Raw genomic sequence first — 15,779 nt, 5'->3', positions numbered from 1 at the left:
AAATGCCATCACAATGATCTCACGCCAGGCGTGGGGCATTGGGGCGGACGGATCAATGCTCAGCATCTCGCAGGGACGCTACACACGATGAACCCACTCGGTTTGAGTTTCCGCCCCATCGGCCAAGGCGACCTGCCTTTCCTTGAGCATTTGTACGCCACCACCCGCGCCGGCGAAATGCGCCACAGCGGCTGGTCGGCCGAGCAGATTGCGCAGTTTCTGCGCCAGCAATTCAATGCCCAGCACCAGTATTACCAGGCCCATTACCCGGACGGTGAGTTCCTCCTGGTCGAACGCCAGGGCCAGGCCATCGGCCGCCTGTACCTGTTCTGGGGGCAGACTGCACTTAACCTCATCGATATCGCCTTGTTGCCCGCCTGCATTGGCCACGGCACTGGCAGCGCCATTCTCGACGACTTGCTGCGCCGCGCCGACCAGCGCGGGCTGGCCTGCGAGCTGTGTGTCGAGCACTACAATCCGGCGCAACGGCTGTATGCAAGGCTTGGTTTTATCCCGGTCGGCGAGTCGGGGGTCTACCGCCGCCTGCGGCGTGAGCCGGTGCCTGGCTGCCTGATGGCGCAGGCCTCATGAGCGCCGCCGGCCAGTTCCCCATGCCCACCTTCGCCGAGCTGCAAGCGGCCGACCGCCATGCCTTTGCGCTCTGGCTGGGGCCGGAGCAGCGCGTAGCCGTCGAACGCGTGCAACTGAGTGAGGGCGTGGCCATGAGCGCCCGCCACGAATGCTTCCTGGTGTTTTTCGCCTTGCCCGCCGGCCTGCTGCCGCAGCAGGGCGTGTACCGCGTTATCGGTCCGCAGCAGCAGGAATGGTTGCTGCTGATGACCCCGGTGCAGCCCGAGCCCGATGGCCGCCATGTGCTGCAGGCGGTGCTGCACCGTGAGCGGGAGCCGCAGGCCTGAGCGCCCTGAACTGATCTGTTCACACCCACAACCCAAAAACAGGTAATGCCAGATGAGTGATCCCTTCCTCGGTGAGATCAAGATGTTCGGTGGCAACTTTGCGCCCCGTGGTTATGCAATGTGCAGTGGGCAATTGATGGCGATATCGCAAAACGCCGCGCTGTTTTCGATCCTCGGCACGATCTATGGCGGCGACGGCCGGGTCACCTTCGGCTTGCCCGACCTGCGCGGCCGCTCGCCCGTCGGTTGGGGCCAGGGCCCGGGCCTGGGTGAAGTCGATCTCGGTGAAACGGGAGGTAGCCAGAACACCACGCTGACCGTGCAGCAAATGCCGATGCACAGCCATCCGCTAATGGTCTCGACGGAAGCTGCCGGCGCCGACAAAGGCACGGCAAGCCTGGTGCTGGCGCAGAGCGGCGATGCCAACCTGGGCACGGTCAACATCTATGGCAACCCCACGGCGCTGACCAACCTGGCAGCGCAAAGCTGTGGCGTTGCCGGTGGCAATCAGCCCTTCAACAACCTCAGCCCGTACCTGGGCCTGAGCATGATCATCGCCACCGAAGGCATCTTCCCTTCGCGCGGTTGATGAACCGGCGTGGTGGCGCGTGATGCGCGCCACCGCTGCCATAGCCGTTCCATAGCAGTTTTAGGGCAACAACCCGTACAGCCTGAGGTGCAACATGAAGTTCATCGACCGATTCAAACGCCAGGGCCGGCCAGTGCCCACCCCTGCCGTTCAGGCACCGCTGTTGTTTGCCCTGGAACCGCGGATCATGTTCGACGCCTCGGTTGCGGTGGTTGCCCAGGAGGCAACTGCCGAGGCCGCCAAGGACACCGGCAAAGACAGCGCAAGCGATACCGCGCAGGCCGACAAGGCCGCGCTGGCCACGGCCGATACGCGTGGCGCCAGTGCCAGCGAACGCCATGAAGTGGTGTTTGTCGATGGCCAGATCAGCAACCCGCAGGATGCCCTCAAGGGCCTGCCGGCGGGCAGTGAAGTGGTGGTGCTCGACCCGGGCAAGGACGGCCTGCAGCAAATGGCCGACTACCTCAAGGGCCGCAGCGACCTGGATGCCATCCATGTATTTTCCCACGGTGCGTCGGGTACCGTGCAGTTGGGCAATGTCTGGCTGAGCAGCAGCAACCTTGCCGATCACGGCGAGACGCTGCAGTCCATCGGCCAGTCGCTCAAGGCCGACGGCGACCTGATGCTGTATGGCTGCCAGGTCGGCAAGGACGATGCTGGCCAGGCCTTTGTCAGCCAGCTGGCAAGCCTGACCGGTGCCGACATCGGCGCCTCCAGCGACGACACCGGTAGCGGTGCTCTGGGCGGCAACTGGACCCTGGAGCGCAGCAGCGGCCCGCTGGCAACCACGGCCCTGACGCTCAACGATTACCAGGGGCTGCTGGCCACCTCCTGGAGTACCGGCAGCGCGCCGCTGAGCGGCACCACCATCGCCGCCGGGAGCCGGGTGGTGGTGGGCGACTTCGACAACGACGGCGACGCCGACATCCTCTACCAGACCGGGGGCAATGGTTCGCTCTGGGCATTCGCGCGCAGCAACGGCAACGGCAGCTTCACCCTGCAAAGCCTGGCGCAATCGCCCTTTGCCGGGTTGTCGCTGCCGGACCACACTGGCTCCAACTACCACGTTGCCGACTTCGATGGCGACGGCGACCTCGATGTGCTGGCCGGGGTCAACAGCACTACCGGCACCTACCTGCGCAACGACGGCGGCAGTTTCAGCAGCCAGTCGACGGCAAGCTTCCCGGCGCCAGCGGCCGGCTCACGGATGCTCGCCGCTGACTTCGACAACGACGGCGACGCCGACCTGCTGTACCAGACCGGCGCCAACGGCACCGGTTTCGCCTATGCGCGCAGCAACGGCAACGGCACCTTTACCTTGTTGACCCTGGCGCAATCACCCTTTGCCGGGTTGACGCTGCCGGACCACAACGGCAGCAACTACTACGCCGCCGACATCGACGGCGACGGTGACATCGACGTACTGGCCGGCAGTAACGCCACCACCGGGGTCTACCTGCGCAATGACGGCGCCTCCTTCAGCAGCCAGTCAACCGCCTCGTTCCCGGCCCCGGCAGCGTTCGGCCGCATGGTGCTGGCCGACTTCGACAGCGATGGCGATGCCGACATCCTCTACCAGACTGGCGGCAACGGCACAGCTTTCGCCTATGCGCGCAGCAACGGCGACGGCACCTTCACCCTGCAGACCCTGGCCCAGTCGCCGCTGGCCGGCCTGAGCCTGGTCGATCATACCGGCACCACCTATCGCGCCGCCGACTTCGACGGCGACGGCGATATCGACCTGTATGGTGGGTTCAACGCCACCGCCGGCAACCTGTATGTACAGAACGACCGCCCACCGATCGTGGTCAGCTCGACGCCCAGCGACAACGCCAGCAACGTCGACACCAACGCCAACATCGTGCTGACCTTCAACGAAGCGGTGAGCAAGGGTAGCAGCGGCAACATCTACATCGTGCGCACCTTCGACAATGTCGTGGTCCAGACCATCGCCATTGGCAGTGCGCAGATCAGCGGCTCCGGCACCACCTGGACCATCGCCCTGCCGGTCCCCCTGGCACTGGGCACCGGCTATGCCATCCGCCTGGACGCCAAGACCTTCGTCGATGGCGATGGCGCGATTTTCAAGGGGGTGAAGAACAACACCACGCTGAACTTCACCACCAAGTCCAATGACCCGCCGGTGCTGGGCAACCTCAATGGCGACAGCAACACCTTTATCGAGGGTGGGGCGCCGGTGCTGCTCGACGCCGGCGGCAATGCGCTGCTCACCGACCTGGACTCGGCGGACTTCAACGGCGGCAACGTCACCGTGGCGATCACCGCCAACCGGGTCAGCGGCGAAGACCTGCTGGGGATCTTCAACCAGGGCAGCGGGGCCGGGCAGATCGGTGTCTCGGGCAGCAACGTGACTTATGCCGGGGTGATCATCGGCAGCTTTGCCGGCGGCAGCGCCAGCAGCAACCTGGTGATCTCGCTCAACAGCAACGCGACCGCCGCTGCGGTGCAGGCGCTGGTGCGCAACCTGACCTACAGCAACAGCAACAATGGCGATATCTCAACCGCGGCGCGTACGGTGCAGGTCAGCATCAACGATGGCGACAGCGCCAGCGACGCCAGCGCCCTGGTCAGCGTCAATGTCAGCGCGGTCAACGATGCACCGACGGTAACCGCCAGCGGCGGCACCCCGACCTTCACCGAAGGTGGCGCGCCGGTCGACCTGTTCAGCGCGGTGGTGGTGTCTACCGTCGAGACCGGGCAGGGCATCAAGCAGCTGACCTTCACCGTCAGCAATGTCAGTGATCCCGGCAACGAGCGCCTGACCCTCGACGGCAGCAACATCGACCTGGTCAACGGCGCCTCGGGCACCACGGCCATCAACGGCTTCAGCTATTCGGTGACGCTCAGCGGCGCGACCGCGACGGTGACCCTGACCAAGGCCGCCGGCATCAGCAGCGGCCTGACCCAGACGCTGATCGATGGCGTGCAATACAGCAACCTCAGCCATGCGCCGACCATCGGCACCCGGGTGATCACCTTGAGCGGCGTGGCTGACACCGGCGGCACCGGCAATGGCGGTGCCGACAGCACTTCGCTGGCCATCAGCGCAACGGTCACGGTGCAGGCCAGCAATGATGCGCCCAGCCTATCGGGCGGGCCGTTCGTGCTGCCGGGCACCGATGAAGACAGCAGCTCCAGCGGCCAACTGATTGCAAGCATTCTCGCCGGGCTGAGCCATGGCGATGTCGACGGCGCCGGTTCGCTGAGCGGCGTCGCCGTGATCGGCAGCAGCGGCAATGGCTTCTGGCAGTACTCCAGCAACGGATTCAGCTGGGCCGACATCGGCGCGGTCTCCAGCAGCGCCGGCCTGCTGCTGTCGAGCACCACGCAAGTGCGTTTCGTCCCCGATGGCATCAATGCCGGTAGCGCCAGCCTGACCTTGCGGGCCTGGGACCAGACCAGCGGCACGGCCTCCAGCAACTCAGTACGCCACACTGGCGACACCACCATTAACGGCGGCAGCAGCAGCTTCTCGGTCGGCACCGCGCAGGCGCAGATCACAATCAGCGCGGTCAACGACGCGCCGCTGCTGACCCCGACTGCACCGGTGCTCATCGGCATCACTGATGGCCAGCTGAACAACCCCGGGCAAACCGTTGCCAGCTTCCTCAGTGGCGTAACCGATGTCGACACCGGCGCCCTTGTCGGTATCGCCATCACCGGCCTGAACAGCGGCACCGGCACCTGGCAGTACAGCACCGATGGCAGCACCTGGAGCGATATCGGCGCCGTGGCCGGCAACAGCGCCTTGCTGCTGCGCGGTAGCGACAAGCTGCGCCTGGTGCCCGACGGCGCCAACGCCATGGTGGCAACCCTGACCTACAAGGCCTGGGACCAGACTGGCGCCTCGGCAGGGCAGCAGGGCAGCAAGGTCGACACCACGGCCAGCGGCGCCAGCACGGCGTTTTCCATCGCCAGCGACACTGCCAGCATCACCGTCACGGCGGTCAATGACGCGCCGAACCTGAGCACCAGCGCTGGCAGCGCGCACTTCGTCGAGGGCAACAACGGCCCCTCGACCCCGGTAGTCATCGACAGCGGCCTGACCCTGAGCGATTCCGACAACAGCACCCTGGCCAGCGCCAGGGTCAGCATTATCGGTAATTTCCAGGGCGGTTTCGACGTGCTGGCATTTACCAACAACCCGGCAACCATGGGCAACATCAGCGCCAGCTACGACGTTTCCACCGGCGTACTGACCCTGACCTCCGCAGGCGCCGCTGCCACCCTCGCGCAGTGGCAGTCGGCATTGGCCTCGGTGACGTTCAGCAACCAGAGCGAATCGCCCAGCACGGCTACCCGGACCCTGAGTTTCGTGGTCAACGACGGCACCCTGGACAGCCCAGCCGCGACGCGCACCTTGACCGTGGCGACAGTAGACGACACCCCGGTGATCGCCACCAGCGGCGGCAGCGAAACCTACTTCGAGAACGCAGGGCCCGTGGCAATCGACAGCGGGCTGACGCTCAGCGACATCGACAGCAACACCCTGGCCAGCGCTACCATCAGCATTACCGGCAACTTCCGCGCCGGCCAGGATGTACTGGAGTTCAGCGCCGGTTCGCCGATTACGGGCAACATCAACGCCAGTTACAACGCCGCGACCGGCGTCCTGACCCTGACTTCGGCGGGGGCCACCGCGACCCTTTGGCAGTGGCAGGTCGCCCTGCAATCGGTGGGCTATCGCAACGTTTCCGACAACCCCGACACCTCGACGCGCACCGTCTCGTTCTCGGTCAATGACGGCAACAGCGACAGCGCCGTCGCCAGCAAGGCCGTCAACATCCAGGCCGTCAACGACGCCGGGATCCTCAGCGTACCGAGCAGCCTGAACTTCAATGAAGATGCTTCTGGCACGGTGTCGGGCATTTCCATCAGCGATGCCGATGCCGGCAGCGGGCAGGTCACCCTGACCCTGAGCGTGGCGCTGGGCCAACTGCGCGCCAACAGTGGCGCCGGCGTCACGGTCAACCCGCTGGGCAGCGGTCTGATACTGGTCGGCTCGGTAGCGGACATCAACGCCTTTATCGCCGCCAACGGGGTCTCCTACATCGGCGCCGCCAACGGCAACGGCAATGTCAACCTGACGGTGACCTACAACGATGGCGGCAACACGGGCAGCGGCGGGGCGCAGCTCACTCAGCGGGTGGTGACGCTGGCCATTGGTGCGGTCAACGATGCGCCGGTCAACCAGGTACCGAGCAGCCAGAACGTCCTTCAGGACGGCTCGCTGACTTTCAACAACGGCAACGGCAACCTGATCAGCATCAGCGATATTGACGTCGGCAGCGCCGCCTTGCAGGTGACCTTGACCGCCAGCAATGGCCTGCTGACGCTGTCGAGTTTCAGCGGCCTGGTGTTTACCGTCGGCAGCGGCACGGGCGATGCGAGCATGACCTTCACCGGCTCGCAAAGCGATATCAACGCCGCGCTCAACGGCCTGGTGTTCTCCCCGGTGGCCGGCTACCACGGTTCGGCCAGCCTGCAGATCACCACCAGCGACCAGGGCGGCAGCGGCAGCGGCGGGGCGCAGACCGACACCGACACCATTAACATCAACGTCGCCTCGTTGAACCCGCGGGTTACCGATGTCTCGGCGCAGAGCGCCAATGGCAGCTACAAGACCGGCGACAGCATTACCCTGACCCTGACCTTCGACCAGATGGTCAGCGTCGACACCACTGGCGGCATCCCGGCCTTGCTGCTGGAAACCGGCCTTATCGATCGCTATGCCACCTATGTGGCCGGCTCGGGCACTAACACCCTGACGTTCCAGTACACCGTGCAGGCCGGTGATACCAGCGCCGACCTCGACTACGCCGGCAGCGCCGCCCTGGCCCTCAATGGTGCAGTGATTCGCAACGCCACCTTCGACAATGCCGTTTTGACCTTGCCAACGCCGGGCGCCGCCCACTCGCTGGGGGCCAACCATAACCTGGTCATCGACGGCATCAACCCGCAGGTCACCAGCGTCAGCGTGCCGGCCAATGGCACCTACGTCGCCGGCCAACAGCTGGACTTCACCGTCAACCTCAGCGAGGCGGTGACGGTGACCGGTACACCGCGCCTGCAGATCACCCTGGACACTGGCGGCACCGTGTTCGCCGATTACCTTTCCGGCTCCGGGACCGGCGCGCTGGTATTCCGCCTGACGGTCAGCAGCGGTCAGCTCGATAGCAACGGCATCACCCTTGGCAGCAACCTGGTGCTCAACGGCGGATCGGTTCGCGACCAGGCGGGCAATCTGGCAGTCGCGACACTCAACAACGTCGGCAGCACCACGGGCGTCAATGTCGATGCCGTGGCGCCGGTTATCGGCAGCGTCGCGGTACCGGCTGCGGGCAGCTACAAGGCCGGCGACGTGCTGAGCTTCACCGTCAACGCCAGCGAAGCGCTGATCGTCGATACCTCCACCGGTACGCCGCGCCTGCAACTGACCATTGGCGGGCTGAGCCGCTATGCCAGCTATGTGTCCGGCTCCGGTAGCGGCCAGTTGCTGTTCCAGTACAGTGTCGATGCCGGCGTCAACGATGCCGACGGCATTCAGCTCGGCAGCACCCTGGACCTCAACGGTGGTACGCTGCGCGACGCCGCCGGCAACGGCCTGGTGCTGGCCCTCAACGGCCTGGGCAGTACCGCCGGCGTGCTGGTCGATACCCTGGCACCCAGCGCTGGAGCGCTGCTGGCCATCGATGCCAGCCCGAGCAATGCCGGCAGCGTGCGCTACAACTTGACCTTCAGCGAAGCGGTCAGCGGTGTCGATGCCAGCGACTTCAGCCTGGTGTTCAGTGGCACGGCCAACGGCAGCATCAGCAGCGTCACCTCGCTGGACGGGCGCACCTACAGCGTACTGGTGTCCGGGCTGAGCGGCGTTGGCAGCCTGCGCCTGGACCTCAACAGCAGCGCCACCGGCATCAGCGACGCGGCCGGCAACAGCTTGAGCAATGGGCAGAGCGGCGCCAGCTACCAGATCGACCGGGTGGCACCGACGGTCAACAGCGTTACGGTGCCGGCCAACGGCAACTATGTCGCTGGCCAGCACCTGGACTTTACCGTCAACCTCAGCGAGGCGGTGATGGTCACCGGTACACCGCGCCTGCAAATCACCCTCGACACTGGCGGCACAGTGTTCGCTGATTATCTGTCCGGCTCTGGCACTGGCGCGCTGGTGTTCCGCCTGACGGTCAGCACCGGCCAGCTCGACAGCACCGGCATCAGCCTGGGCAGCGGCCTGGTGCTCAATGGCGGTGCACTGCGCGACAGCGTTGGCAATGACGCGCTGATCAGCCTCAGCAACGTCGCCAGCACCAGTGGCGTACGGGTCGACGCTGTGCTGCCGACGGTGGCCAGCGTGTCGGTACCGGCAGCAGGCAGCTACAACGCTGGCGACGTGCTGAGCTTCACGGTCAACGCCAGTGAAGCGCTGATCGTCGATACCTCTGCCGGCACGCCGCGCCTGCAGCTGACTATTGGCGGGCTGACCCGCTATGCCAGCTATGTGTCCGGCTCTGGTAGCGGCCAGTTGGTGTTCCAGTACAGCGTGCAAGCCGGTAACAACGATGCCGATGGCATCCAGGTCGGCAGCACCCTGGATCTGAACGGTGGCACAGTGCGCGATGCGGCAGGCAACCCCCTTAACCTGGGCCTGAACGGGCTCGCCAGCACCACAGGGGTGCGTATCGATACCGCAGCGCCACAAGTGGCGGATATCGTTCGCGTCGATGTCAGCCCGAGCAACAGCGGTTCGCTGCGCTACACCGTGAGCTTCGACGAGAGCGTCAGCGGCGTCGACCTGGCCGACTTCAGCCTGGCCTTCAACGGCAGCGCCAGCGGGCGGATCAGCAGCGTGACGCAGCTTGACGGGCGCACCTACAGCGTCCTGGTCGACAACCTCAGCGGTGTCGGCACCCTGCGCCTGGACCTGAATCCGACCGGCACCGGCATCACCGATGCGGCCGGCAATGCCCTTGCAGGGGGCCTGCAAGGCAGCAGCTACAGTATCGACCGCGTGGCGCCAAGCGTGACTGCGGTGGCGGTGCCGGCGGCGGGCAGTTATGTCGCCGGGCAGGGGCTGGAGTTCAGCGTGCAGCTGGACGAAGCGGTGCTGGTCGATACCGCCGATGGCGCGCCGCGCCTGGCGGTCACCCTGGACAATGGCCGGGTGGTGTATGCCGACTACGTTTCCGGCTCCGGCAGCAACACCCTGGTGTTCCGCCTGACCATCAGCCCGGGCCTGCAGGCCAGCAATGGCCTGAGCGTGGCGCCGAGCCTGGACCTTAATGGCAGCACCGTGCGTGATGCACGCGGCAACGATGCCGGCACCGGCCTGAGCAACGTCGCCAGCACCGCCGGCATCCTCGTCGATGCCCGGGCACCGCGGCCTGCCGAGATCGCCGTGCAAACTCCGGCAACGCCCGGCGAGGGGACGCTGAGCTACACCTTGAGCTTTGACGAGGCGGTCAGCGGCGTCGATGCCGCTGACTTCAGCGTGCTGTCCAGCGGCAGCGCCACGGGGGTGGTGCAGTCGGTGCAGCAACTGGATGCGCGTACCTACCGGGTAACTCTGGGCAGTATCAGCGGCCAGGGCGGCCTGGGGCTGAGCCTCAACGCGCTGAACAGCGGCATCCGCGACGGCGCCGGCAATGCCCTGGCGGTGTCGATGAGCAGCCCGCTGTATCAATTGCCGAGCCAGGATGTCGGCGATCTCGAATTCCGGGTCAATCCGCCCGTCAGCAACCCGGCGGTGAGCGTGCCGCTGCTGCAGCCACAAGTTCCGCAGTTGCCGTCGGTTGCCAGCACGTCGCCGATGCTGCCCGCGCCGCTGTTCGAGGAGCGCACGCTGGGCAGTGGCATCGACACCCTGGGCAGCATTTTCATTCACAACGGCCTCAGCGCGCCGAGCTTCATCGCCCAGGTATTTGCCAGCAGCGATGGCAGCGGCGACGGATCGGGGCAGGGCTTTCTCGGTTTTGGCGGCGGTGATGGGGGCGTGTTCGGCAGCAGTACCTTTGCCGCCCTGTTTGCCCGCGAGGCGGCGCCGGAGGGCGAGTCGATGCGGGTTTTCGACGGCAAGCAGTGGCGCACCACCGACCCTGCCCAAGGCTTGCGCGCAGTGTTTGGCGCCGCCTCGCTGGAGCAGCAGTTGCAGGACATCAAGGACGCCGAACAGCGTCCTGTACGCGAATTGGCCATGGCTCTGGCACAGCCGACACAGATCGGCAACCGGACCTGAAACGCCAGCACTTATTCAGAGATGATCGAGCCGTACCAGGGGGCGGCCCAAGGATGAAAAAAAGTCAGAAACTGTTCAGCGCCAGCTTGCTGGCGCTGGCAATCAGCGGATGTGCGGTTACCAGCGAACCGATCGAGCGCAGCATCAGCGAGGAGCGCGCGCGCACCGACCTGGTCAGCATGTTCAAGGACCAGGAGCCGCTCAACGGCCCGCTGACCCTGCACCAGGCCATGGCCCGGGCGGTCAAGTACAACCTCGAATCACGCCTTAAGGTCATGGAAGAAGCCCTGGCCAAGCGCCAGGTCGACCTGGCGCGCTTCGACATGCTGCCACGCATGGCCATGGAAGCCGGCTACGCCGGGCGCAACAATGTCAGCGCTTCGAGCAGCCAGAGCGTGCAGACCGGCACCCAGTCCCTGGAGCCGTCGACCTCCCAGGACCGCGACCGTGAAGTGGCGGACCTGACCATGGTCTGGAACGTCCTGGATTTCGGTGTCAGCTACGTCAGTGCCAAGCAGCAGGCCGACCAGCGCCTGATCCTCCAGGAACGGCGCCGCAAGGTCATCCACACCATCACCCAGGACGTGCGCTCGGCCTATTGGCGGGCGGTCGCGGCGCAGCGCCTGCTGACCCAGATCGACAGCCTGATGGGCCGCGTGGCCCAGGCCCGGGACAACAGCCAGCACATGAGCAGCCAGCGCATTGGCGACCCGGTGCAGTCGCTCAGCTACCAGCGTGCGTTGATCGAGGCGACCCGCCAGCTCGAAGAGCAGCGCCGCGCGCTGTCGCTGGCCAAGACTGAACTGGCGGCGCTGATCAACCTGCCGCTGAACACCGACTTCAGCCTGGCGCCGGAAGAGGGCTACACGGTGCCGCAGTTCAAGGGCGACTTCACGCGCCTGGAGCAACAGGCCCTGGCCAGCCGCCCGGAACTGCGTGAGCAGGACTACCAGGCGCGGATCAGTGCCGCCGAAACCCGCAAGGCCATGCTGCGCCTGCTGCCGGGGCTGGAGTTCTCGGCCGGCGGGCACTACGACAGCAACTCCTTCCTGGTCAACCAGAGCTGGGCGGATTACGGCGTCAAGGTGACCTGGAACCTGTTCAACGTGCTTTCGGCCCCGGCGGCCATCAAGGTCGCCAAGGCCGGCGAAGACGTCGCGGCGGCGCGCCGCCAGGCGATGTCGATGGCGGTGCTGGCGCAGTTGTACGTGGCCAACGCCAACTACAACGAGGCCGCACGGCAGTTTCGCACCAGCGAAGAGCTGGCGGCACTGGACGGGCAGATCGCCGAGCAATTGCGCAACCGCTACCAGACCCAGAACATTGGTGAGCTGGAGCTGATCCAGGGCGAGCTGAACAACCTGCAGACACAGTTGAAGCGCGACCTGTCGTATGCCGAATTGCGTAATGCCTATGCGCAGTTGTACGTCAGCTCCGGTACCGACCTGTTGCCGGACACCCTGCCGGACGGCAAATTGGCGACCATTGCCTCGGCGCTACAAAACAGCGAGGCGCGCTGGGCACAGTGAGGCGATGCCTGGGTTCAGGGGCAGGGTCCGATCGCCTGGCCTTGCCAAAGCGCCCAGGCTGTCTCCCAACCCTGCTCGTGGGTTGCAGCCGGGATGATCACCCGTTGATTGCACCGGCTGGATGCCTGCGTGCCGCGAAAACTGGCGCTGATCTCGGCGCTGATCACCTGGTCGCGGCCGCCCAGCAGATGGCGCTGGGGCAATGCTACAAGGCGTTGGCGATAGACCATCGGGTCGAGCGAACCGTTCAGGGGCGACAAGCCTTTAAGCTGTACCCATAAGCCTGGATCAAGATTGCCGGCAAGGGTCTGGATCTGCGTGACATCGTCCCGTTGCGCGGCCAGCAGCACGGCCAATGCCGCACCACCTGAATAGCCCACCAACTCGAACTGGCGATTGCCAACGCGCTGCTTGAGCCGGTCCAGGGCCTGGCTGAGGCTGGTCACCACCTCCTGGGAAAAACGCCGATCAGTCCACAGCGCCGCCGTGCAGCCTGCAGCCGAGACAAACTGGCAGGGCCGGGCAAGGTAGGCGTTGGGGGCTGGATCATTGATCGCCAGGCGCGCCACCAGCAGGTTGCGCGGGCTGGGGTCGAGGCTCGGCTGGCTAGCCGTGGCCCAGGCATGGCCGTCGCCCTCCAGGTACACCCGCAGGCGCTCGGTGGGGCGTTGCTCAGACGGCGGCAAGAGGACCAGCGGGAATGCCTGGCCCGGCACGATTTGTACGTGGCGACCGTGCTGTTCAGCCAGCTCCTGCAGCGCTTGAAAGGGGGATTGGCAGGCACCAAGAAGGGCGCTGACCAGCAGCGCCCCCAAGGTTCGACCGACGCCGGCCCACGGGTGTGGGCCGGCAAGGTGTTGACTCATCAGAAGTCGTAACGGACTTTCGCCGAGAACACGTCGGCATCGAAGCCCGACTTGCCGATGTAGTCGTAGTTGACGCCCAGGGTTACCGCGCCCAGCTTGTAGTCGGCGCCCACGCCGGCTTCATAGCTGTCACGCGCCGCCTTGGCACCGCTGGTCACGAACGGCGTGCTGCCGAGCAGGAAGGTCGAGGTGCTTTTTGCTTCGTCAGCGGCAAAGTCGTGATACGCCATCAGCTTGGCTTGCGGCTCCAGGGTACCGGCGCCGAGGGCGACGCTGCCGGCCACGCGCAGGCCAGCACCGAGCTCGATGGCTTCATAGCGCTGGTCTTCGACTTTGAGCGCTGCCGAAGAGCCTTTTTCACGGTAGCCGTCGATGTTGACCAGGCTGTAGCGGGCCGCCAGGCGCGGTTCGACCAGCACTTGCGGGTTGATGTGATAGGTGTAGCCACCGACCAGGTTCAGGCCCAGCAGGTCGCTGTCATAGTCGGCCTTGGCTTGGGTGCCGGCAATGCTGCGCTTGCTCTGGTTGTCGTTGAAGCCGTAGGTCAGGCTGGCATCGACGAAGTAGTTGCCGTGCTCGAAACCGCCGTAGAGGGTGAAAGCATGGCTGTCGACTTCGGTCTGGTTGCCGCTCTTGCCGTTGACGTCGGTGTTGATGAAGCTGTACGCCAGGCCCAGGGTCAAGTTGTCGTTGAGCTTGCCATCGGCACCGACGGCGATACCGCGGCTGTAGGCGTTGTAGCCGGCCACGCCGTCACGCAGGTCCTGGCTGGCATCGCTGTACAGCGACTGCACCCAGACGCCAGCTTCCTTGAAGCCTTCACCCGAGGAGGCGCCGCGCAGCGAGCTGGTGCGGCTGCCAGTGACGTTGCTGACCAGGTTCTGGCTGGTGGTGGCCGCCTGGGTCGCGCCACCGTTGGTTTCCGGGGTCAGCTCGGAGGCCAGCTTGGCGACCTGGGCTTCGTCGGCGTTGAGCAGCGCCTGTTTGAACGGGTCGTTGTTGGCCAGCTTGGCGATCATGCCGTCGGCGGTCAGGCTGCCCAGGGCTTTCTGGCTGTTGGCCGAGCCGCCCTGGTTGGTGATGATCTGTTCGACTTCTTCCTTGCCCTTGCCGGTGACCACGGCCACCACCTGGTTGTTGTCGACGGTGAAGCTGTCGACCTTGAGCAGCGCCGAGCTGCTGACCAGGTTGAGTTTGCCATTCGGGTCGACTGTTTCGCCGTCGGCGCCCAGCAGTTCGATCTGGCCGGCTTGGAGCAGGGTGTAGCGGCTGCCATTGGCGTTGAAGTCTTCGCCCTTGGCCGCCAGTTGCAACTGGGCGCCCTGGCCGAACTGAGTGGTGCCGCTGACCTTGAGCACGGCGCGGTTGGCGTCGGTGGCGCTGCTCAGGTTCAGGCCCAGGGCCGAGTTGCCGGCGACGTACAGGTTACCGTCGATGCTGGTGTGCGGGGCTTCGAAGGTCAGGGTGGTTTTCAGGTCGTCGCTGAGGCTGCCGACATCGATCCAGCCGCCGTCTTTCATGCGGATGTTGGCGCCGTCAGCGCGGCTGTCGGTACCGGTGAAGGAGGTGTCGCCTTCGATCTCGATGTTGCTCAGGTCGATCAGGTTGCCGACGATGACGCTGCCTTTGCGCAGGATCAGCTCGACCGGGCGGTTGCTTTGCGAGGCGTCGATGGCTTCGTCGGCAGAGATGATCGAACCGCTGTTGAAGATGTTGAAGTCGCCTTCGGCTTTGTACCAGGGCTGGGCACCCGGACTGTCGAAGTCGCTGAAGCCGATGGCGATGGCGGCGTCTTCGGCGCGGATGGTGCCGGTGTTGACCAGGTGGTTGTTCATGCCGGTGAAGCTGGCGCCGTCGATGCGGATGCCCTCGGCGTCGTCGCCATTGGCAATGATGGTGCCGTGGTTCTCGATGCCGGCCAGGTCGACCATGTCGGTGTACATGCCCGAGCCGCTGGTGGTGGCGTCGATGCCGGTGGCGCCGGCGCCGGTGACCTCGATCAGGCCGCGGTTGATGACCTTGCCGACGATCTCGCCGCCTTCAAGGTTGATGCCTTTGGCATCTTCGCCCTTGGCGATGATCTTGCCGCTGGCGGCGTTGAGCAGGTCGCCCTTGATCACCGACGAGCCGGAGAAATCCACGGCGCGGGCAACATCACGGCCGCCGTCGTCGCTCAATGGCGCACCTTCGGCGTACAGCAAACCTTCGTTGATGACGCTGCCGCCGATCTTGGCCGGGTCGATCATCAGCGCGTTGGCGCCACCGCCGATGGCAGAAATACTGCCCTTGTTGATCACGTCGCCGCCAACGCTGTTGGCCACCCACGGCTGCGTACCTTCCCACACGTCCATATCGACGCCGCCGGCGAAGTCGCCGGTGCTGTTGATGGTGGCGTTGAGAATCAGGTCTTTCTCGATGCTCGAGCCATTGAGCTCGATGGCATCTTCGTCGCTGCCGCCGCTGTAGGCGCCGTTGATCTCGAGGTTGCCGCTGTAGCGCTGGTGCTCGCTTTTGAAGCCGGCGTTGGTCAGTTGCACGGTTTCAGCGAGGGCGGGCAGGGCGGTGGCGGTTACGGCCAGGGCGAGCAGGGTTTTGCGGAACATCACGGGGGTCACGGTTCATTCC

The 15,779-nt window shown here is 65.4% G+C and carries 7 protein-coding genes; 5 read left to right on the top strand and 2 right to left on the bottom strand.

All coding sequences use genetic code 11. The annotated features are described in order from the left end of the window. Positions 1 to 87: 87 nt before the first annotated feature. The 5 genes from LOY54_RS15880 (at position 88) to LOY54_RS15860 (ending at position 12,288) form a co-directional block, all read left to right on the top strand. Complete coding sequence (locus LOY54_RS15880) at positions 88 to 591, top strand: GNAT family N-acetyltransferase (protein WP_195884376.1); 504 nt, start codon at positions 88 to 90, stop codon at positions 589 to 591. Continuing rightward, positions 588 to 917, top strand: a complete 330-nt coding sequence (locus LOY54_RS15875) for a DUF6916 family protein (RefSeq protein ID WP_052676460.1) — start codon at positions 588 to 590, stop codon at positions 915 to 917. The genes LOY54_RS15880 and LOY54_RS15875 overlap by 4 nt, the downstream gene beginning before the upstream one ends. Before the next feature lie 52 nt (positions 918 to 969). Then, entirely contained in the window at positions 970 to 1,506 is a 537-nt protein-coding gene (locus LOY54_RS15870; RefSeq protein WP_045194004.1) for a phage tail protein, read from the top strand. Positions 1,507 to 1,600: 94 nt separating this feature from the next. Beyond that, positions 1,601 to 10,759, top strand: coding sequence for a DUF4347 domain-containing protein (locus LOY54_RS15865; RefSeq protein ID WP_258607101.1), 9,159 nt, complete (start codon positions 1,601 to 1,603; stop codon positions 10,757 to 10,759). 53 nt (positions 10,760 to 10,812) lie between these two features. After that, entirely contained in the window at positions 10,813 to 12,288 is a 1,476-nt protein-coding gene (locus LOY54_RS15860) for a TolC family protein (RefSeq protein ID WP_045194002.1), read from the top strand. A 14-nt stretch (positions 12,289 to 12,302) separates the two neighbouring features. Here LOY54_RS15860 and LOY54_RS15855 read toward each other — a convergent pair whose 3' ends face one another. Together LOY54_RS15855 and LOY54_RS15850 are read right to left on the bottom strand one after the other, a co-directional pair. Next, complete coding sequence (locus tag LOY54_RS15855; protein WP_258607098.1) at positions 12,303 to 13,154, bottom strand: alpha/beta hydrolase; 852 nt, start codon at positions 13,152 to 13,154, stop codon at positions 12,303 to 12,305. Beyond that, positions 13,154 to 15,769: an autotransporter outer membrane beta-barrel domain-containing protein gene (locus LOY54_RS15850; RefSeq protein ID WP_408980512.1), complete on the bottom strand. Its 2,616-nt coding sequence runs from the start codon at positions 15,767 to 15,769 to the stop codon at positions 13,154 to 13,156. The genes LOY54_RS15855 and LOY54_RS15850 overlap by 1 nt, the downstream gene beginning before the upstream one ends. Positions 15,770 to 15,779: the final 10 nt, after the last annotated feature.

This window comes from Pseudomonas sp. B21-032 (genome assembly GCF_024748965.1).
Lineage (GTDB): Bacteria > Pseudomonadota > Gammaproteobacteria > Pseudomonadales > Pseudomonadaceae > Aquipseudomonas.
Note: the sequence above shows the minus strand (reverse complement) of the source record. Positions and strands in the feature narration are given on the sequence as shown.

Bases quoted from the DNA above. Each gene is read 5' to 3' on its own strand.
- LOY54_RS15875 (WP_052676460.1), top strand. From the start codon at position 588: ATGAGCGCCGCCGGCCAGTTCCCCATGCCCACCTTCGCCGAGCTGCAA.
- LOY54_RS15860 (WP_045194002.1), top strand. From the start codon at position 10,813: ATGAAAAAAAGTCAGAAACTGTTCAGCGCCAGCTTGCTGGCGCTGGCA.
- LOY54_RS15865 (WP_258607101.1), top strand. From the start codon at position 1,601: ATGAAGTTCATCGACCGATTCAAACGCCAGGGCCGGCCAGTGCCCACC.
- LOY54_RS15855 (WP_258607098.1), bottom strand. From the start codon at position 13,154: ATGAGTCAACACCTTGCCGGCCCACACCCGTGGGCCGGCGTCGGTCGA.
- LOY54_RS15880 (WP_195884376.1), top strand. From the start codon at position 88: ATGAACCCACTCGGTTTGAGTTTCCGCCCCATCGGCCAAGGCGACCTG.
- LOY54_RS15870 (WP_045194004.1), top strand. From the start codon at position 970: ATGAGTGATCCCTTCCTCGGTGAGATCAAGATGTTCGGTGGCAACTTT.